This window comes from Brevundimonas sediminis (genome assembly GCF_048799765.1).
GTDB lineage: Bacteria > Pseudomonadota > Alphaproteobacteria > Caulobacterales > Caulobacteraceae > Brevundimonas.
The window spans coordinates 20,029-39,237 of record NZ_JBLYQK010000024.1 but is presented as its reverse complement, the minus strand read 5'-3'; the positions used below and the strand labels follow the sequence as shown (position 1 = coordinate 39,237).

Genomic DNA, 19,209 nt, shown 5'->3' with positions numbered 1-19,209 from the left:
CAGGCGCCGTCCGCCCCGCGCCGCATCGAGGCCGCCCAGCCGCGCCCCGTCGCGCCGGTCGCCCCGACGCCCGCTCCGATCCCGGACCTGCCGGGCACCGCCACGGTCATGACCCTGGGCGCCCACATGTGCAAATGGCCGATCGGCGACCCGTCCTCGACCGAGTTCAGCTTCTGCGGCCGCCGCTCGTCGGAAGGCGTCTACTGCGTGGAGCACGCCCGCGTCGCCTACCAGCCCCAGGTCCGCAAGGGTGGCAAGGACGGCGCCTCGGAGCTGGCCCGGTCGCTCCGCCGCTACATCTAGGTCGTTCTGACCTGCCCAAGGCGGCTCGCTCCACCCGGCGGGCCGCCTTTCTTTTATTCAGCCACACGGCTGTCACAGATGGCCCCTAGAGGGGCCGCCGTCCGCGTTGACGCCGCCCGCCGCGGCGACGACGCCGGGGGCGGGGGCTGCGGTTATCCGGGTTGACGCAGCCCCTCACCTCTTCTGCCTTGGCAGAGGCTCCGGCGTCAGGCCGTCGAGCACCGAGTGATGTAAGTGATTGGTGGTTGGTGATTGGTGGATGGCGACCGCCAACATCGAGCCCATCAAGGCGCCGCTAGTGGTCCCGTCGAACCACCAATCACCAACCACCAATCACCGGTCGCCCCACGGTCGGCAGCAGGCGCGCCGCCGCCAGCGGCCGCTCAGTTCAGCACCCGTCGCTCGCCCGGGACATCCAGGCTGAAGGCGGGGATGGCGACCTCGAACATGCGGCCCAGATCATCGACCATCGAATAGCCGCCGACCATGGAGCCCGAGGCCGTGCCGAGCGGGCAGCCCGAGGCGTAGGAATAGCTGTCGCCCGGCTGGATCGTCGGCTTTTCGCCGACCACGCCCGGACCGCGCACCTCCTCCACATGGCCGCGCGCATCGGTGATCGTCCAGCGGCGGGCGACCAGCTGCACCGGCGAAGCCGACAGGTTCACGATCTCGACCTGATAGGCCCAGACCCAGCGTCCGCCCTCGGGATCGGACTGGCCGGCCAGATAGCTGGGCCGGACCCGAACCACGATCCCGTCGGTCTCGGCTTCATAGGCAGGGGTGTCATGCATGCGGGAAAGGTCCCGGAACGCATCGCCGCGTCAAGCGGGACCTTGCCCCGCGGCCGGAATGGAGCGAGAGAGACAGGCCGCAAATTCGTGTAAGCGATAGGCATGACCCTGAGCTATCCCCGTCCCGGCATTCTTCCGGCCCAGTCGATCGAAGCCCTGATCGCCGGTGGCGCGATCACCACCGAAACCCCCTTCGACGCCGATCAGGTGCAACCGGCCAGTCTGGACCTGCGCCTGTCCGCGACCGCCTGGCGGGTGCGCGCCTCCTTCCTGCCCGGCCGGCGCAAGGTCGAGGACCGCATCGCCGACGTGGCCATGCACACCATCGACCTGTCCGCCGGCTATGTGCTGGAGAAGGGCTGCGTCTATATCGCCAGGCTGCAGGAGCGGCTGAGCCTGCCCAAGGGCCTGATCGCCCGCGCCAATCCGAAGAGCTCGACCGGCCGCGTCGACGTCTTCGTCCGCCTGCTGACGGACCGCGGCGGCAGCTTCGATGACGTGGACGAGGGCTACGAAGGTCCGCTCTACCTCGAAATCGCGCCCCAGACCTTCTCCATCCTCGTGCGTCCGGGCACCCGGCTGAACCAGCTGCGCCTGAAGGCGGGCGAGCCGCCCAAGCTGGAGACCCGCTCGGTCGGCGTCGACCTGCAGGCTGGAGAGATCGTCGGCTTCCGCGGCCGTCGCCACGCCGGGGTGGTCGACCTGGACCACATCGACGGCCACGACCCGAAGGACTTCTGGGAGCCTCTGACCCTGCGTCGCGGCGAACTGCTGCTGGATCCGGGCGAGTTCTACATCCTGGCCTCGTCGGACGACGTCGAGATCCCCGTCGACCAGGCCGCCGAAATGACGCCGATCGATCCGTCGGTGGGCGAGTTCCGCGTCCACTATGCGGGCTTCTTCGACCCGGGCTTCGGCACGGACGAGGCGCACGGCGCGGGCTCCAAGGGCGTGCTGGAAGTGCGCACCCACGACACCCCCTTCCTGCTGGAGCACGGCCAGATCGTCGCCCGGCTGGTCTATGAGCCCCTGACCGAACGCCCCAGCCGCCTCTACGGCGAGGGCGGCAGCCACTACCAGAAGCAGGGGCTGAAGCTGTCGAAGCACTTCAGGCCCTGGGGCTGAGAGGTGATTGGTGACTGGTGATTGGTGAGTGCGGCGTCCCTGACCTTGGGTCGTGGGGCGCGGACGGTGGCGGCGTCGGCCACCAATCACCAGCCACCAATCACGCCGCTCAGCTCAGCTTGTCCGCCTTCCTGAGCCCCGGGAACATCGCCGCCCAGGCGCCCGTGGCCACGAGGGCTCCGACGCCGCCGAAGCAGGCGGCGCCCACCGCGCCCAGCAGGCGGACCATCAGGCCGGAATAGGCCTCACCCAGCTCGTTCGATGCGCCGATGAACAGCATGGACACCGAGCTGACCCGGCCGCGCATGTGATCGGGGGTGGCCAGCTGGATCAGGGTCTGGCGGATGTTGACGCTGATCATGTCCGCCGCCCCGCCGAGGAACAGGGCCAGGCCCGAAAGCCAGACGCTGTGCGACAGGCCGAAGGTCAGGGTGCACAGGCCGAACACGGCCACGGCCGCGAACATCCAGCGCCCGCCGTGCTGCACGATGGGGAAACGGCTCAGATAGATCGCCACCGCCATGGCGCCGACGCCGAACGAGGCGCGCAGCAGACCGAAGCCGACGGCCCCGACATGCAGGATGTCGCGCGCGAAAATCGGGGTCAGCAGGGCCACACCGGCCAGCAGGACCACGACCAGATCGAGCGAGATGGCGCCGAGCACGATCTTGGTCTTCCAGACATAGACCAGACCTTCCTTCACCGACTCCAGCGGCGACAGTTTCGTCTCGACGACGGCCGGCTTGCCGCTGGTGCGGATCAGGACGAAGGCGCCGACCGCCAGCAGGAACAGCCCCAGCGACACCGCATAGGCCAGGGGCACGTTCACGCCGACGATGACCCCACCCAGGGCCGGGCCGGCGATGGCGCCGGTCTGGAAGGCGATGGACTGGGCCGCGATGGCCGGCGGCAGGGCCTTGCGTCCGACCACCATGGGCAGGAAGGCCTGGCTGGCCGGGGCGAGGAAGGCGCGCGCGGCGCCGAAGACGGCGGCGACGGCCAGCAGGCCCCACAACGGCGGCGAGCCATGAATGGCCATCGCCAGGAACGATCCCGCGCAGGCGGCCTCGACCAGGATGGAAATCCAGACGGTCTGTTTCCGGTCGCGCCGGTCGGCCATGGCGCCGGCGGGCAGGGTGAAGGCCAGCAGGGGCAGGAACTGGCACAGGCCGACCAGGCCCAGATACAGGCTGGCTTCGGCCACCGGGTGATCCCGACGGGCGATCTCATAGACCTGCCACAACAGGGCCGAGGACTGGATCTGGATCCCCAGCACCGCGACCACGCGACCGAACCACAGCAGGCGGAAGTCGCGGATGCCCCACGGACTGGACGGGCCTTCGGGCGGAGCGGGCGGAACAGGGGGCGTCGGCGAGCCGGCGTCGAGGCTTTCAACAGTCACGTGCGTCGATCGTATTTCGGGTAGGGGGAGCCGTCCCGGTGGAAGTAGCGATCCGCCCCTTCGGGCAGGACCATGTCGATATCAGGGTAGTCGCAGGCATCGGTCGTCGGGGAGCGGGTTCCCACTTCCAGCAGAACGGCCTCGCTGTCTGAACGGTTCTCGATCTTGTGTCCGTCGGGGACGCCGGCCCTGAAGCCCGCGCAGTCGCCCGCGCGCAACACCGTCTCGCCGTCGCTCTCGACCAGCACGACCTCGCCGGACAGGACCATGACGAACTCGTCCTCGTTGGCGTGCCAGTGCCGTTGGCTCGACCAGGCGCCCGCGGGCAGGCGCAGCAGGTTCACACCGAACTGGGTCAGCCCGGCCGCATCGCCCAGCCGCCAGCGGCGGCGCGGCTTGCACGGACCGGCGTGCTCTTCCGGATAGGATGTGCCGTGTCCGGTCGGCGCGGCGTCGATGTCGATCTTCGGCATGGCACAGCCTTCTCCCAATCGTCCCGACCACGTAAAGCAAGGATCCATGAGCCATGCATCAACTCCCGTTATCGATCCTGTCGAACTGACCCGCGACCTGATCCGCATTCCGTCCGTCACACCGGCGGATGAAGGGGCCATGGACGTGCTGGAGCGGACGCTGACCGGACTGGGCTTCACCTGTCGCCGGCTGGCCTTCGGCGAGCCCGACGGCGTGGGCGCGCAGGCGCGGATCGAGAACCTCTACGCCCGGCGCGGGACGACCGGTCCGAACCTCTGCTTCGCGGGCCACACCGACGTGGTGCCGACCGGCTCGACCGAGGCCTGGTCCTCCGCCCCCTTCGGCGCCGAGGTGAAGAACGGGGTGCTGTACGGCCGCGGCGCGGTGGACATGAAGGGCGGGATCGCCGCCTGGGTCGCGGCGGTGTCGAAGATTCTGGCCGAGGGCGATGTGCCCGGTTCGCTGAGCTTCCTGATCACCGGCGACGAGGAAGGCCCGGCCCTGCACGGGACGAAGAAGGTGGTCGAGGCCCTGATGGCCGAAGGCGAGGTGATCGACGCCTGCGTGGTCGGCGAGCCGTCGTCGCAGCAGCGGCTGGGCGACATGATCAAGATCGGCCGGCGCGGCTCGCTGAACACCTGGTTCACCGTGCACGGCAAGCAGGGGCATGTGGCTTATCCGGACCGCGCCGCCAATCCGGTGCCGGTGCTGGCGAAACTGGCGGCGACCCTGGCGGCGCACCGGCTGGACGAGGGTTACGAGGCCTTCCAGCCGTCGAACCTGGAACTGACCACGCTGGATGTCGGCAACACCGCGACCAACCTGATCCCGGCCGAGGCGCGCGGGCGGCTGAACATCCGCTTCAATCCCTCGCACACGGGCGAAAGCCTGATGGCCTGGTTGAACGCGGAGGCCGGCAAGGCCCAGGCTGAAAGCGGCCTGCGGATCGAGGTCGAGCACATGCACTCGGGCGACGCCTTCCTGACGCAGAAGGGCGTGTTCGTGGAGGCGGTGCAGGATGCGGTGGAGGCCGAACTGGGCATCCGTCCGGAAGCCTCGACCACCGGCGGCACCTCGGACGCGCGCTTCATCCGCGCCCTGTGCCCGGTGCTGGAGCTGGGGCTGGTCGGCCAGACCATGCACCAGATCGACGAGCGCGTGCCGACGGCGGAGCTGGAAGCGCTGGCCGCCACCTATGAACGGGTGATCCGCACCTGGTTCGCCCGCGCCGCCTAGAGCAGCAGGTCGAGGCCCAGCAGGGCGCCGCCGAACATGGCGCCGAAGGCGACCAGGAAGAAGAAGATCTCCCGCGCCGGACAGCCCCGGCGCTCCAGCCGCATGGGCGGCAATTTCACAGGCAACTCACGCATCCGGTCACTCCCGCAACTCCGGAAGGCTGCGCCCGGTTCGTTGAGCGGCCGTTGAGAAACGTGGTTAGGGCGCGGGCGCCTCAAGGAAGCGCAGGGCGCTGAGCACATGGGTCCGCACGCCCAGGGGCAGGACCTTTTCGTTGACGTCGAAGGCGGGGGAATGGTTCGGCGCGGCCTGGGCCGGGTCCACGCCGTCGGGCGAGGCGCCGAGATGGTAGAAGACGCCCGGAACGGCCTGCGACAGATAGGAGAAGTCCTCCGCCACCGTGGTCGGCGGGGTCGCCGGATTGACGTTCCCCTCGCCCGCCGCCTCGGTCAGGACCGGAGCCAGCCAGGCGGACAGGTCCTCATTGTTGAACACCAAAGCCGCGTTCTGGCGCACCGAGAACTCGGCCGTCGCGCCGTAGGTCTCCGCCACATTGTTGACCGCCCGCTCGGCCCGCCGAACGAGGTCGTCGCGCTCGGCGATGTCGAAGGTGCGCAGGGTGCCCGACAGCGTCGCCGTGTCCGGAATGATGTTGTAGCGCACCCCCGCGTCCAGGGTGGCGATGGTGAAGACCGTCGGCGTGGTCGTCGGATCGATGGTGCGGGCGGTCAGGGCGTTGATTGTCTGCACGATGTCGGCGGAGGCGGCGATGACGTCTACGCCCTTCCACGGCCAGGCGCCGTGGGTCTGGCGGCCGTGCAGGACGATGTCGACCCGATCCGAGGCCGCCATGAAGCCCTGCGGGCGATAGAAGACGGTTCCCGGCCGCCCCGGCACGACGTGCAGGCCGAAGATGGCGTCGGGTCGTGGATCCGAGAGCGCGCCCTCCTCGATCATCAGGGCCGCCCCGCCCTTGGACTCGCCCGGAGGGGCGCCCTCCTCGGCGGGCTGGAAGACGAAGACGATGGTCCCGGCGATGTCGTCCTTCATGCCGGCCAGCACCTCGGCGGCGCCCATCAGCATGGCGATGTGGGCGTCGTGGCCGCAGGCGTGGGCGACGGGCACCGTATTGCCCATGTAGGTCCCGGTGGCGGTGGAGGCGAACGGCAGGCCCGTGGCTTCCAGCACCGGCAGGGCGTCCATGTCGGCGCGCAGGGCGACCGTGCGCCCCGGCCTGCCGCCGCGCAGGATGCCGACCACGCCGGTCCGCCCGACCCCGGTGCGCACTTCCAGCCCGAGCGACCGCAGATGATCGGCGACGACGCCGGCCGTGCGGGTCTCGGCGAAGCCCAGTTCCGGATTGGCGTGCAGGTCGCGCCGCCAGTCGACGACGCGCGGATTGACCGCCTCCACCGCCGCCTCGACCCGGGCCAGCGGGACCTGGGCGTCCGCCTGCCCGGAGACAAGCGCCAGCCCGAGAGCGAGCGAGGACACGGCGATCAGGCGGCGGACGGTCATGGCGATCTCCCCGAAAGTCGCCACCGTGGCAGTCCGTCCGCCCCCTGCGCAAGGCCGCCGTTCAACGGCCCCGCCCTCGGGACGCCATACGTCCAGTCCTGACGCATGCTCCTGCCAGACTCTGCTTTCCGGCTCTCGGGACCAGACGGCGGGGGCGGAAAGGTCAGACGATCTGGACGGTCTGGACGGTCTGGACGGTCTGGACGGTGTTTTTTCGGGCGCTTTCAGATTTTCACCCGGGTAAAATACCCGCGGGACGCGCTCCATCCGGGGGTGACCCCGTGCGGGCGAACGCCTAGGCTTGCGGCCGTGAACCTTCGCTCGCCCGCCTTCGCCATGCTGTTCGCCGTCAGCCTGATCGCGGCGGCCGGCAACATGGCCCTGCAGTCGGTGCTGCCGAACATCGGCCGGACCTTCCAGCTGCGCGACACCCTGGTGTCCGGGGCCTTCGCCATCTCCGCCCTGATGTGGACCCTGGCCTCGCCCTGGTGGGCCCGCCTGTCCGACAGCCTGGGCCGCAAGCGGGTGATGATGATCGGCCTCATCGGCTTCATCCTGTCGATGACCGGCTTCGGCCTGGCCACGACCTCCGGCCTGCAGGGCTGGCTCGGCTTTGCGGTCGCCTTCGCCCTCATGGCCACCGCCCGGACCATCTACGGCGTCTACGGCTCGGCCGCGCCGATTGCGTCCCAGGCCTATGTCGCCGACCGCACCAGCGCCGAACAGCGGACGCAGGCCATGTCGATGCTGGCGTCGGCCCAGGGTCTGGGCACGGTGGTGGGGCCCACCCTCGCCCCGCTGTTCGTCCTGCCGGTCGTGGGACTGGCGGGGCCGATGTACGCCTTCGCCGCCATGGGCGCGGTCGCCCTGCTGGTCGTCTGGCGCAGGCTGCCCAGCGGGGATGTGGTCCGCACCCCCTCCGTCAGCGGCCGCCGGGACCATGCCGGACGCGGGCTGTGGAAGGACCCGCGTGTCCGCGACTACCTGCTCTACGGCCTGCTGGTCACCGGCGCCCAGGCGATCAACATCTCGGTGCTGGGCTTCCACATCATCGACGAACTGGCCGCCGCCGGCACGGCCCAGTCGGCCAGTCACCCCTTCATCGCCCTGGCCATGTTCGCCGGCGCCGCCGCGACCCTGCTGGCGCAGTGGGGCCTGATCCCCATGCTCAAGCTGGAGGCCCGGGACCTGATGCGCTGGGGCGCCGCCCTGGCGCTGGCGGGCAATGTGCTGAGCATCGCCTCGCCCGGCTACTACGGCGTCGTCGTCGGCTATGCGGTGGTGTCCATGGGCGTCGGCTTCGCCCGGCCCGGCTTCACCGCCGGCTCGTCTCTGTCGGTGGGGGCCGCCGAGCAGGGCGCGGTCGCGGGGCTGATGATGTCCCTGGCCGGGCTGAGCTTCCTGGCCCCGCCGGTGATCGGCGTGGCTCTCTATGAGCTGGCCGAGCCCGCGCCCTTCATCGCCAACGCCGTCCTGCTGGCCCTCGCCACGGGCCTCTGCTTCATGAGCGGCGTCCTGCGCGCGGGGCCGCCGGACCTCCCCGACCGGGAGGAAACGCCCTCGCCCGAAACCCCGCCGGCCTCCCAGCCCGGCCCCGAAGGCAACCGCTGAGACGACCTGCGCCCTTTTCTGGCCGCGCCAGCCGTGCCAGATCAGCGCCATGGATACCGCCAAGATCGAAAAACGCATCGGCATTCGCGCCTCGACCGACGCCATCTGGGAGGTCATCGCCGACCTGCCGGGCTGGGACCGCTGGAACCCGGTCGAGACCGGCGTCGAGGGCACGATCGCCTTCGGCGGCCAGATCACCCTCGCCGAGACGATAGAGGGCCTGCCGCAACGTCAGGGCGTCGCGCGCGTCGGCGAATGGCAGCCCTACGCCCAGCTGGTCTGGATGGAGAACCGCGGCCTGTGGTTCCGCGCGATGCGCTATTTCGAGATCGAGGAGCTCGAGCCGGGCAGCTGCATCGCGTCCAACGGCTTCATCTTCTCCGGCCTGCGCGGCGAGATGTTCTTCGACAGGAACCGCAAGCACCTGCGCCAGGCCGTCGACAGCGTGGCCGAGGCCTGGAAGGCGGCGGCGGAAGCCTGAGCCCGCTTGCGGTTAACCACCCCTGGCTCCCTCGCGGTTGACCGAAGTCAACCGCCCTTGGCCCCCTCGCGGTTGACCGAAGTCAACCGCCCTTGGCCCCCTCGCGGTTGACCGAAGTCAACCGCCCTTGGCCATCGTATCCTGGATGCTGATGATCGCCGGCGTCAGGATGACGATGAACAGGACCGGCAGGAAGAACAGGATCATCGGCACCGTCAGTTTGGCGGGCAGGGCGGCGGCCTTCTTCTCGGCGGCCGACAGGCGCAGTTCGCGGTTTTCCTTGGCCATCGTCCGCAGGGCGGCGCCCAGCGGCGTGCCGTAGGTCTCGGCCTGGGTCATGGCGGTGGCGACGGACTTCACCCCCGGATGGTTGGTCCGCTTGGCGAGGCCCTCATAGGCCATGCGGCGGTCCGGCAGATAGCTGAGCTCGGCCGACAACAGGGTCAGCTCCTCGGCAAGGTCGATGGACGCGCCGCCGATCTCCTGGCTGACCTTCTGGATGGCCGCCTCGATCGACATGCCCGCCTCGACGCAGATCAGGAGCAGATCCAGAGCGTCCGGGAAGGCCTGCATGATCGAGGTCTTCCGCTTGGCGATCCGGTTGGCCAGGAAGATGTTGGGCGCATAGAAGCCGATCACCGCCGCGACCATGCAGAGGGTGACCCGGGTCATGAACGCCAGGCCGAAATCATTGAAGATGAACAGGTAGAAGACCGCGACCGCCAGCAGGATGAAGGGCATCGAGAAGCGGAAGAAGTAGAAGGTCGTGAGCGGCTTGGGCCCGCGATAGCCGGCCTGGGCCATCTTGTCGGCGACCTTGGGGTCCTCCAGCAGCTTGGTCAGGTTCAGCTGTTCGACGACCCGCTTCTTGAAGCCCTCGTCGGTGTGACGCAGCCCGCCGGGCCCGCCCTGGGCGATGGCCTGCCGCGACCGCCGCTTGAGCTCCTCGCGCCGGACCGAGACGGCCTTCATGCGGTTGTCGAGGCTGGCGCCCTGCCCGATCGACCCCAGCAGGGTCACCAGGGTGGCGAACACCAGAACGCCGACACCGAGGCTGAGGAGGTTCTGGACGTTGGTGAAGAAGGCGATGAAGGTTTCCATGACCTGTCCTCAGAACTTGAACGAGATCATCTTCTTCATCACGAAGACGCCGAAGCCCATCATGACGACCGCGACCAGCAGCATGAACTGGCCGCGCGGATCGGTGAACAGCTTGGCCATGTAGGCCGGGGTGGTCAGACTGACCAGAATCATCACCGCCGGCGGCAGCGAGCCGATGATGCCGGCCGACGCCGTGGCCTCGGATGACAGGGCCTTGATCTTCTCGCCCATCATCTTGCGCGCGCGCAGGACGGTGGTGAGGTTCGACAGCGCCTCGGCCAGGTTGCCGCCCGTCTTCTGCTGGATGCCGATGACGATGGAGAAGAATTTGAGCTCCGGCGTCGGCATGCGCTCGTACATCTTCTCCAGCGCCTGCGGCAGGGTCAGGCCCACGCCCATGCCCTCGACCAGTTTCTGGAACTCCGGCCCCAGAGGCGCGGGGCTTTCCCGGGCGATGATCTTGAAACAGTCGTGGACCGGCAGGCCAGACTTGATGCCCCGCACGATCACATCGACCGCGTCCGCGAAATGGCTCGAGAACTTCTTCATCCGCCGTTTGCCGAGGAAGCCGACGACCCAGCGCGGCAGGCCCAGGCCGACGATCACGGCGGCGCCCAGGCAGATCAGGATGTTGAGGCCGAACAGCAGCGGCAGCAGGAAGGCGAAGATCCCGAGCACGGCGCTGATGATCCAGAAGGTGCGCACCGTGGTCGACAGCCCGGCCTGCTTGAGCTTGGAGGCCAGGCTGACCCGCGCCTTGCGCTCGGCCTTCTCGGACTCCTGAAGCTGCAGCATGATCTGCTTGCGGCGGGCTTCCGGCGTGTTGGCGGCCGCCCGCTTGGCGGCGCCGGCGGCCTGTTTCGGGCCACTGAAGGTCTGGGCGCGCTTGATCGCGGCGTCGCTGGAATCACCGCCTCCGACGAAGGCCCAGCCCAGGCCGCCGATGGTGATGAACGCCAGGACGGCGGCAAGGATCGGAAGCATCGGCCCTACTCCGCCGCGTCCAGCGCTTCGGCCAGCTCGCGCTCCAGACCGTAGTAACGGGCGCGGTCCCAGAAGCGCGGGCGGGCGATGCCGGTGGAGCGGTGACGGCCGACGATCTTGCCGTTCTCGTCCTCGCCGGTGATCTCGTAGACGAACAGGTCCTGGGTGACGATGACATCGCCTTCCAGGCCGACCACCTCGGTGATGTGGGTGATGCGCCGCGAACCGTCGCGCAGGCGGGCGGCCTGGACGATGACATCGACCGAGCCGACGATCATCTCGCGGATGGTCTTGGACGGCAGGCCGTAGCCGCCCATGGTGATCATCGACTCCATCCGGCTGATGGCCTCACGCGGGGAGTTGGCGTGCAGCGTGCCCATCGAGCCGTCGTGGCCGGTGTTCATGGCCTGCAGCAGATCGAAGGCCTCAGGTCCGCGGACCTCGCCGACGATGATCCGCTCGGGGCGCATCCGCAGACAGTTCTTCACCAGATCCCGCATGGTGATCTGGCCCTGCCCTTCCAGGTTCGGCGGGCGGGTTTCCAGGCGGACGACGTGCGGCTGCTGCAGCTGCAGTTCCGCGGCGTCCTCGCAGGTGATGACGCGCTCGGTCGGGTCGATGAAGGCGGTCAGGGTATTCAGAAGAGTGGTCTTGCCCGAGCCGGTGCCGCCCGAGATGACCAGATTGCAGCGCGACGCGCCGATGACGCCGAGCACGCGGGCGCCCTCGGGACTGATGGAGGCGTACTCCACCAGATTCTTCATCGTCAGCTTGTCTTTCTTGAACTTCCGGATCGTCAGCGTCGGGCCGTCGATCGCCAGCGGCGGGGCGATGACGTTGACGCGCGAGCCGTCGGGCAGGCGGGCGTCGCAGATCGGCGAACTCTCATCCACGCGACGGCCGACCTGCGACACGATCCGCTGGCAGATGTTCATCAGCTGGGCGTTGTCGCGGAACCGGACATTGGTCAGCTGGACCTTGCCGCCGACCTCGATGAACACCCGGCCGGCGCCGTTGACCATGATGTCGGCGATGTCGTCGCGGCTCAGGAGCGGTTCGAGCGGGCCATAGCCGAGGACGTCGTTGACGATGTCCTGGACCAGATGCTCCTGCTCGGCGACCGACATGGAGACGTTCTTGATCGCCACCAGTTCGGCGACGATGTCGCGGATTTCCTCGGCCGCGGCCTTGGGATCGAGCTGGGCCAGCTGGGCCAGGTCGATGGTGTTCATCAGGGCGTTGAAGATCGTCGTCTTCGTCGCGTGATAATAGTCCGACTGCTCGCGGACGATCTCCGCGACCTGCTGGGCCTTCTTCAGCTGTTCGAAGCCGGGCGTAGCCTTCGGTCCGGGTCCGGCCGCCTTGGGCGGGGGGGCTGCGGGGCGCGGACGCGCTGCGAGCGCGTCCAGCCGGTCGACGCCCTCGGCCTGCGGGGCCGCCGCCGGGCGTTGGGCCTCGGCGAGCTCCGCCTCGGCCCCGCCGAAGGCGAAAGCCTGGGTCTGCACGCCCTGCTGGGGCTGGAACAGGGGTTCGGCGGCGAGCGCGGGCGCGGGTTCGGGCGCCGCCGGAGCGGGGCGGGGCGCCGCTGCGGGACTTCCGGGCTGGGCTGTGCGCTTGCCGAACACGCCTTACGACTTCTTCCTGAACAGGCCGGAGAACATGGAGGTCTTGCCGCCGCCGCCCTTCGGCGCCGACAGCAGCGGCACTTCGCGCCGCGACACGATCTGGGCCAGGGTCTGGAAGGCCTCCGCCGCCTTCGACTTGCCGCCCGCGTCGAGAATCATCTGACCGTTGTTGGCGGCCGCGCCGAACGTCTTGGCGTCGAACGGGATGATCAGGCTGGGATGCACGCCGAGGGCGTTGCCGAACTCCTTGGCCGGGATTTCCGGACGCCCCGGCACGCCGACCTGGTTCAGCACAAGACGCGGCGGCGCATCGTTCGGCCGTCCCTGCCGGATCAGGTCGATCATGTTCTTCGCGTTCCGCAGCGAGGCCAGATCCGGCGTGGCGACGACCACGACCTCGTCGGCGCTGATCAGCGTGCGACGCATCCAGGACGACCAGACGTGCGGCAGGTCCAGCACCACGAACGGCGCGGTGGCGCGAATACGGGTGGTCACCTCCTCGAAGGCGTCCGGGCTGATCTCCCAGTCGGCGTCGAGGGTGGCGGGCGCGGCGAACAGGCTGAGCTTGTCCGTGCAGCGGACCATCATCCGGTCCAGCAGGACAGGGTCAAGGCGGTCCGGCTGGGACAGGGCGTCGGCGACGCCGTTCAACGGGTCCTGGTTGAAGTCCAGCCCGGCGGTGCCGAAGGGCAGGTCATAGTCGACGATGACGGTGTTGGCGCCGATCCGCTCCGACATCGCATAGGCGGTGTTGTGGGCGACGGAGCTGGAGCCGGACCCGCCCCGCGCGCCGACGAAGGCGATCGACCGCCCGACGAAGGGCTGGGCCGGGTCGGCGAACAGGCCGCCGATCGCGGCGATCAGTTGCAGGGGCTGGAGCGGAGCGACCAGGTACTCGCTGACCCCGCGGCGCATCAGCTCACGGAACAGGAGGATGTCGTTGGTCGCGCCGATGACGATGACCTTGGTGCCCGCGTCGCAGACCTCGGCCAGCTGGTCGACCTCCCACAGCAGGGTCTGGGGATCCTTCAGGCACTCGACCACGATCAGCGGCGGGGTCGGCTCGTGCTGATAGGCCTCGACGGCCGCGGCGACGCCGCCGACGCGGATCTGGGTCGTCGCCCGGGACAGGCGGCGGTCCTGACCGGCCCGCTCGGCGGCCGCCAGGGTGTCCTGACGCTCGGCGAACACATGGATGGCGATGCGCGGCACCGAGACCTCGGCCGTGTGGCCGATGCCGACGGGTGGCGAGAAGGCGGCCTGCGCCCCGGCGACCAGCTCACCCACGGGGTTGAACTCCTCCGACGAGGCGATCGGTTCCGGCAGGGCGGGACGCGGCGGCTGCGGCGCCGCGGGCGGAGCCTGTACAGCCGGCGCGGTGAACTGGAGCGGCGGCCGACGCGCGGCATCACCCTCGGCGGCCGGCGCCTCGGCAGCCGGGAAGGCGGGTTCGCCGCTTCCCGGGGCGGCATAGCCCATGTCGAGGTCGAACTCGTCGTCCTCGAAGTCGTCAAAGGGGCGGGGCGCGAAGGCGTTGCTCATGTGACCTAGTCCACCGCCCGCGAGATGCCGCCCTGGATCAGGGTCTCCTGCGGCGCCGAGGTCGGCTGGCCCTGACGGTAATGATCGAAGACCACCGCCGAGCGGCCGGAGTCCGTGGGGCTCATCGCGCGGGCGCCCAGGATGTCGCGCGGATCGGCGATCTGCGTCGCCATGTTGGCGGTGATGGCGCAACCCAGCCCGATCGAGGACTGGTTCGAATAGCGGCCGCCCATGTCGCGGGGTTCGGCCGCGCAGTTCGGAATGGACGCCCGGACGACGCCGAAGCCGGCCAGGACGGGTGCGCGGGGATCCGGCGCATCATAGCCGGTGACCTCGATATTCTGCGCGGGCACGCCGGCCGCCTCGAGGGCGGAGCGCACGGCCCAGGTCTGCCGGGCGGCGGCGGCGTCATCGCCCGACGGCCCCTGAACCTGCAGACGCCCCACGCCCGTGCCCCGGTATCGGGCCGCCAGATCCTGCAGCGCGGCGATCTGGGTCGACGACAGGCCCTCGTCGTGCACCGACAGGGCGATGCGGTCGAGACCGGGCTCCGTGCGCAGCGTGTAGCGGCTGAGCGGGGTGAGGGGCGGCGCGTCGCCGGCGCCGCTGGAGGCGCAGCCGGCCACCAGGGCCGCGGCGGACAGGCTGAGGAGCAGGGTACGGATCACGGGAGCCCTCATTCGATCACATAGCCGACCGGACCGTTCCAGCCGGCGCCGGCCGTGACCACGGCGCCGTCGCGGGGCGCGTAGTGCTGGTTCAGCTGGCCGAACAGCAGGGTGCGGGCGTCGTTGGCGATCTGCAGGCCGTCCGCCGGCGTCTGCAGGGTCCCGGCAGCGGTCGGGGAGACGATGTAGGCCTCAACGATGATCACCAGCTCGGTTTCGCCCGAGATGTAGTCGCGCGACCGGAACAGGGCGCCCAGCACCGGCAGCTCGCCGAGCGCCGGCAGGGAGTCGATGTTCTGGCGGGTGTCTTCCCGCAACAGGCCGGCGATCATCAGCGATCCGCCCGACGGCAGCTCGACCGTATTCGACGCGCGGCGGACGTTCAGGCCCGGAATGACCAGGCTGGTGTCGGCCCCGCCGCCCAGGGTGAAGGCCCCGACCTGGGTCAGTTCGGACACCTCGGTCGACAGCTGCAGGGAGATGCGGCCCGGCGACAGGACGATCGGCCGGACGGCCAGACGAACGCCGTAGGGCTTGAACTCGACGCTGACCTTGCTGCCGCCGCCGTCCGAGCTCTCCTGCCCGACCGGGACCGGAAACTCGCCGCCGGCCAGGAACTCGGCGGCCTCGCCGTTGGCGGTGGTGATGTTGGGCTCGGCCAGGATCCGGACCAGGCCGGCGCGCTCGAAGGCCCGCAGGGCGGCGTTGGTCGTCGATCCGTCCCCGGCCGCGTCGGTGTAGCGGATCACGCCGCCGCCGAGCTGGTTGCCGTTGACCGCGAAGGTGGCGCCCTGCGTCAGCGACAGGCCGGTTCCGACGCTGGCCAGAACCGCGGTGGCGTCGAAGCCCAGTTGCTTGATGGCCGTCCGCTGGACTTCGACCACGCGGGCGCGGACCATGACCTGGTCCGAGCCGGCGATGGTCATCATGTTGATGACCTTCTCGGGCGCGGAGACGAAGGCGCGGGCGACCTGGCTGGCGCGGTCCGCCTCGCCGGGGCTAAACACGGTGCCGGTCAGGATGACGCTGTCGTTGACCGCCTCGGCGTGCACATTGGCGTTGGGCATCACCCGGTTCAGGGTGTCCTGGAGCGCCGACACCCCGGCGTCGACGCGAACGCGCAGCGACAGGATGGTGCGTCCGGCGCTGTCCAGCACGACCGCGTCGGTTTCGCCCGGCTGCAGGCCGATGATGGTGATGCGGCGCGGCGAGTGCAGCATCGCCTCGGCGACGGTCGGATTGGGCACGATCACGTCGCGGGCGTCCGCCGGCAGGTCGACGGCCATGGACGAGCCGCGCGGCAGATTGATCAGCTGCGACTGCGAGCCCATGGACACGGCGGCGCGGCTCTGCGCGAAGACCGGCGCGACCGGCGTGGTCGCGGCGACGGTCAGACCCGCGAGGGCGAGGGCGAGAAGGCGCTTCATTGGACCACCACCACTTCCGGCGCGCCGCCCCGGTAGACGCGGACGGCCGAGGACTGCAGGCGCCGCGCGGGAGCCACGCTGCCGGACGGACCGCCGGTGTCGGCATAGGAACGGAGCACGAGGCTGAGCTCGCCCTCGGACTTGGCCAGGGCGAGGGCCTCCGCATCACGCGGTCCGACCTCCAGCGTCGCCGTCGCGCCGATGACCGCCTGGGCGTCGTCGCCGGCGCGGGTCGACTGATCGATGGCCAGAACCTTGATGTTCTGCATGACGGTGGCCGAGGTGAATTTGGCGCGGTCGCCCTCGGACGAGCCCAGGTTCGACAGATTGGTTTCTCGGGTCAGCACCACATCGACGCGATCTCCCGGCAGGATGAAGCCGCCGGCGGCGGTCTCGACCGTCACCCGGATGGCCATGGCGCGCATGCCCGGCTCCAGATAGGCGGCCATGTAACCGCTGTCGCCGGCGCGGACGATCTTGCGCATGACGATGGGTTCGCCGGCCAGAATGGGCTCGCGCACGACCGAACCGACATAGTCGGCCTTGGCGCCGCCGGTGGCGAGATTGGTCGCGGCGCGGGTGACGGAGGCGACCGCGCCCTCGGGCTTGTCGTCCGCCGGCGCGGCCTCGGCCGGGGTGGCGGCCGAGGGGACCGGCACGGAGCCGTCGGTGATGAAGACCGGATTGACCTCGTCGACGGGCCAGTCCTTCCACTCCATGTCGCCTTCACTCAGGCGCTGGCCCGGCTGAAGGTCTTTCGCCGCGACCAGGACCTTGGCCATCGGCCGGGTTTCGGCCGGGGCGGCGGTGGCGACGGCCGTCGGCTGTCCGCCGGACGATCCCATGGCGCGCACGACCAGCGCGAGGCCGATGGCGGCGACGGCGGCGATGCAGATCACGATGATACGGGCAGGCTTCATCGACGGTCTCCGGCGGGCGTCCCGGACACGTGAATCGGTCCTTCGGCCCCCTACCGTTAACGAACATGCCGGGCGCGGGTTAACGCGGACCTAAGTCCCGCGCGGCGCGCATCAACCCGCGATGAAATGCGCCATCAGCGGCGCCGACGGATAGGCGATCAACGCGCCGGCGGCGATCGCGACGCCGTAGGGGATGTCGCCCTTGGGCTCCATCAGGGTGGTCATCCAGCCCGGCGCGCCGGCCAGGTAGGGCCGGAACTGGGCGCGGGCCAGGATCAGGAACAGGCAGAACAGACCGCCCATCAGCCCCGTGTAGACGAGGAACAGACCCGAGCCCTGCAGGCCGAGCCAGAGGCAGGCCGACGCCATCAGCTTGGCGTCTCCGCCGCCGATCCAGCGCAGGGCGAACATCCCCATACCGACCAGAAGGGCGGTGAAGGCGACGCCGAAATGCACGGCGACATCCCCCAGCGGCAGCCCGGCCACGAGGGCCGCGGGCAGGAAGCCGGCGATCAGGGCGAGAGAGATCCAGTTCGGGATCTTCATCGTCGTGAGGTCGCTCAGCCCGCCGACAATGACGAGCATCGGCATCACGCCGAGAAGGATCAGGGTGAGGGTGTCCATCCTCATGCCTTGCCACGGACGCGGTTAAGACCGGGTTTCCCGCAAAGCAAAAAGGGCCGGGGCGTTCGCGCCCCGGCCCCTTCGATTTCAGGACCGTGGGTCCCGGGCTTATTCGCCCGCTTCGCCACCCATGCCGGTCACGACTTCGTTGAACTTGCCCTTGATGGTCGTGCCGAGCGCGGTCACGGCCGAGATGATCACGACGGCGATCAGGGCGGCGATCAGGCCGTACTCGATGGCGGTGGCGCCCGACTCGTCGGACATGAATTTCGAAACGAACTTGGTCATCTGGTATCCCTTCCCGGAACAGGTCGATTGAGAGGCAGTGGGGAAGCCGGTCACCCGTCCTGCCCCCGAACGTCTCCAGAGTGCAGCGTGCTTGTTAAATCAGCGCGTACGAACGTGTTTACTGCGCCGTTTACAGACTGGCGGAAGTAACCGACCCGAACGCCCACGGAAAAGGGCCGGGACGTCGCCGTCCCGGCCCTCGCCGGTTTCAAGACCTTGGGCCTGGGGCTTATTCGCCCGCTTCGCCGCCCATGCCGGTCACGACTTCGTTGAACTTGCCCTTGATGGTGGTGCCGAGGGCGGTCACGGCCGAGATGATCACGACGGCGATCAGGGCGGCGATCAGGCCGTACTCGATGGCGGTGGCGCCCGACTCGTCGGACATGAATTTCGAAACGAACTTGGTCATGGTCATAAATCCTTATGGACAGGGTTTCGCGAGCTAACTGACGCGGGGGGAGCCGGCAGCCCGCTTGACCCCCAAAACGCAGGATGGTTATCGCCCGGATCGGTTAAGGTCCGGTCTGCGTGCGTGGTTACCTGCAGATTTACTGTAAAAATCCGGCCGAAATCTTCCGCAGGGGTTTCACGGTCCATTTCAGACTTTCTTGAGAAATGCCGGTCAGTGTCCGGACACGCTCCCGCGCGCGCCCGTTCATTGGAAGTCGTCGCCATGTCCCGCCCCATCCGCCTCGCCGCCGCCCTCGCCGCCGCCGCCGTCATGGCCGCGCCCGCCGTGGTCTCGGCCCAGTCCGCCAGCCTGAATGTCGAGATCGACCAGGCGCGCCGGGTCCAGCTGCGCGGCTCCGCCGGGTCAGTGATCGTCGGCAACCCGGCGATCGCCGACGTGACCGTCGTGGACGCCAACACCCTGTACATCACCGGCAAGGGCTACGGAGTGACCGAGGTCATCGCCGTGGACCCCGTCGGCCGCACCGTCTTCCAGAGCCAGGTCGTCGTGACCGCCGGCGACGGCGGCGGACGGGTCCGGGTCTGGCGCGGCGCCCAGGCGACCGAGATGGCCTGCGCCAGCTCGTGCTCGCCGTCCGTGCGCGCCTCGGGTCTCGGCGGCGACGCGACCCCGTAGGG

Annotated in this window: 20 protein-coding genes and 1 pseudogene; 6 read left to right on the top strand and 15 right to left on the bottom strand. The window is 69.4% G+C overall.

The window, feature by feature from the left end; genetic code table 11:
* A partial coding sequence (locus ACLQ7T_RS12645; RefSeq protein WP_420479739.1) for a GcrA family cell cycle regulator occupies nt 1-303 on the top strand: 303 nt, incomplete at its 5' end.
* A gap of 383 nt (nt 304-686) precedes the next feature.
* On the opposite strand, the gene apaG is transcribed toward ACLQ7T_RS12645, so the two are convergent.
* Nucleotides 687-1,094: a Co2+/Mg2+ efflux protein ApaG gene (gene apaG / locus ACLQ7T_RS12640; RefSeq protein WP_420472182.1), complete on the bottom strand. Its 408-nt coding sequence runs from the start codon at nt 1,092-1,094 to the stop codon at nt 687-689.
* A gap of 102 nt (nt 1,095-1,196) precedes the next feature.
* Between apaG and ACLQ7T_RS12635 the strand changes: the two genes are divergently transcribed.
* Nucleotides 1,197-2,219, top strand: a complete 1,023-nt coding sequence (locus ACLQ7T_RS12635) for a 2'-deoxycytidine 5'-triphosphate deaminase (protein WP_420479738.1) — start codon at nt 1,197-1,199, stop codon at nt 2,217-2,219.
* Nucleotides 2,220-2,328: 109 nt separating this feature from the next.
* Here the strand turns inward: ACLQ7T_RS12635 and ACLQ7T_RS12630 are convergent, their stop codons facing one another.
* Complete coding sequence (locus tag ACLQ7T_RS12630) at nt 2,329-3,621, bottom strand: MFS transporter (protein WP_420479737.1); 1,293 nt, start codon at nt 3,619-3,621, stop codon at nt 2,329-2,331.
* On the bottom strand, nt 3,618-4,094 hold the full coding sequence (locus ACLQ7T_RS12625) for a cupin domain-containing protein (RefSeq protein WP_420479736.1): 477 nt from the start codon (nt 4,092-4,094) through the stop codon (nt 3,618-3,620). The genes ACLQ7T_RS12630 and ACLQ7T_RS12625 overlap by 4 nt, the downstream gene beginning before the upstream one ends.
* Nucleotides 4,095-4,140: 46 nt before the next feature.
* Here ACLQ7T_RS12625 and dapE point away from each other — a divergent pair, with 46 nt between their 5' ends.
* Nucleotides 4,141-5,331: a succinyl-diaminopimelate desuccinylase gene (dapE, locus tag ACLQ7T_RS12620; RefSeq protein ID WP_420479735.1), complete on the top strand. Its 1,191-nt coding sequence runs from the start codon at nt 4,141-4,143 to the stop codon at nt 5,329-5,331.
* Here dapE and ACLQ7T_RS12615 read toward each other — a convergent pair.
* A complete protein-coding gene (locus ACLQ7T_RS12615) occupies nt 5,328-5,465 on the bottom strand; it encodes a hypothetical protein (protein WP_420479734.1) in 138 nt (45 codons plus the stop codon). The genes dapE and ACLQ7T_RS12615 overlap by 4 nt on opposite strands.
* Nucleotides 5,466-5,529: 64 nt before the next feature.
* A complete protein-coding gene (locus tag ACLQ7T_RS12610; RefSeq protein ID WP_420479733.1) occupies nt 5,530-6,849 on the bottom strand; it encodes an amidohydrolase in 1,320 nt (439 codons plus the stop codon).
* 309 nt (nt 6,850-7,158) lie between these two features.
* On the opposite strand from ACLQ7T_RS12610, the gene ACLQ7T_RS12605 reads away from it, so the two are divergent.
* Nucleotides 7,159-8,460, top strand: a complete 1,302-nt coding sequence (locus ACLQ7T_RS12605) for an MFS transporter (protein WP_420479732.1) — start codon at nt 7,159-7,161, stop codon at nt 8,458-8,460.
* A gap of 49 nt (nt 8,461-8,509) precedes the next feature.
* On the top strand, nt 8,510-8,941 hold the full coding sequence (locus ACLQ7T_RS12600) for an SRPBCC domain-containing protein (RefSeq protein WP_420479731.1): 432 nt from the start codon (nt 8,510-8,512) through the stop codon (nt 8,939-8,941).
* 117 nt (nt 8,942-9,058) lie between these two features.
* Here ACLQ7T_RS12600 and ACLQ7T_RS12595 read toward each other — a convergent pair whose 3' ends face one another.
* The 10 genes and pseudogenes from ACLQ7T_RS12595 to ACLQ7T_RS12550 form a co-directional block, all read right to left on the bottom strand.
* A complete protein-coding gene (locus tag ACLQ7T_RS12595) occupies nt 9,059-10,042 on the bottom strand; it encodes a type II secretion system F family protein (protein WP_420472191.1) in 984 nt (327 codons plus the stop codon).
* A 9-nt stretch (nt 10,043-10,051) separates the two neighbouring features.
* Complete coding sequence (locus tag ACLQ7T_RS12590; protein WP_420479730.1) at nt 10,052-11,026, bottom strand: type II secretion system F family protein; 975 nt, start codon at nt 11,024-11,026, stop codon at nt 10,052-10,054.
* A 5-nt stretch (nt 11,027-11,031) separates the two neighbouring features.
* A pseudogene (locus ACLQ7T_RS12585) lies at nt 11,032-12,478 on the bottom strand (TadA family conjugal transfer-associated ATPase); the annotation flags it as partial.
* A 176-nt stretch (nt 12,479-12,654) separates the two neighbouring features.
* On the bottom strand, nt 12,655-14,193 hold the full coding sequence (locus tag ACLQ7T_RS12580) for a CpaE/TadZ family protein (protein ID WP_420479729.1): 1,539 nt from the start codon (nt 14,191-14,193) through the stop codon (nt 12,655-12,657).
* Nucleotides 14,194-14,198: 5 nt separating this feature from the next.
* On the bottom strand, nt 14,199-14,861 hold the full coding sequence (locus ACLQ7T_RS12575; RefSeq protein WP_420479728.1) for a CpaD family pilus assembly protein: 663 nt from the start codon (nt 14,859-14,861) through the stop codon (nt 14,199-14,201).
* Nucleotides 14,862-14,869: 8 nt separating this feature from the next.
* Nucleotides 14,870-16,288, bottom strand: a complete 1,419-nt coding sequence (locus ACLQ7T_RS12570; RefSeq protein WP_420479727.1) for a type II and III secretion system protein family protein — start codon at nt 16,286-16,288, stop codon at nt 14,870-14,872.
* On the bottom strand, nt 16,285-17,208 hold the full coding sequence (cpaB, locus tag ACLQ7T_RS12565; RefSeq protein WP_420472197.1) for a Flp pilus assembly protein CpaB: 924 nt from the start codon (nt 17,206-17,208) through the stop codon (nt 16,285-16,287). The genes ACLQ7T_RS12570 and cpaB overlap by 4 nt, the downstream gene beginning before the upstream one ends.
* Nucleotides 17,209-17,319: 111 nt before the next feature.
* On the bottom strand, nt 17,320-17,838 hold the full coding sequence (locus tag ACLQ7T_RS12560; protein ID WP_420479726.1) for an A24 family peptidase: 519 nt from the start codon (nt 17,836-17,838) through the stop codon (nt 17,320-17,322).
* Nucleotides 17,839-17,940: 102 nt separating this feature from the next.
* Nucleotides 17,941-18,120 (bottom strand): Flp family type IVb pilin, encoded by a 180-nt coding sequence (locus ACLQ7T_RS12555; RefSeq protein WP_420479725.1) that lies wholly within the window; start codon nt 18,118-18,120, stop codon nt 17,941-17,943.
* A 229-nt stretch (nt 18,121-18,349) separates the two neighbouring features.
* Nucleotides 18,350-18,529, bottom strand: a complete 180-nt coding sequence (locus tag ACLQ7T_RS12550; protein ID WP_420479725.1) for a Flp family type IVb pilin — start codon at nt 18,527-18,529, stop codon at nt 18,350-18,352.
* A 264-nt stretch (nt 18,530-18,793) separates the two neighbouring features.
* On the opposite strand from ACLQ7T_RS12550, the gene ACLQ7T_RS12545 reads away from it, so the two are divergent.
* The gene (locus tag ACLQ7T_RS12545) at nt 18,794-19,207 is read left to right on the top strand and encodes a pilus assembly protein N-terminal domain-containing protein (protein ID WP_420479724.1); all 414 of its coding nucleotides are present in this window, start codon (nt 18,794-18,796) and stop codon (nt 19,205-19,207) included.
* The last annotated feature ends 2 nt before the right edge of the window (nt 19,208-19,209 follow it).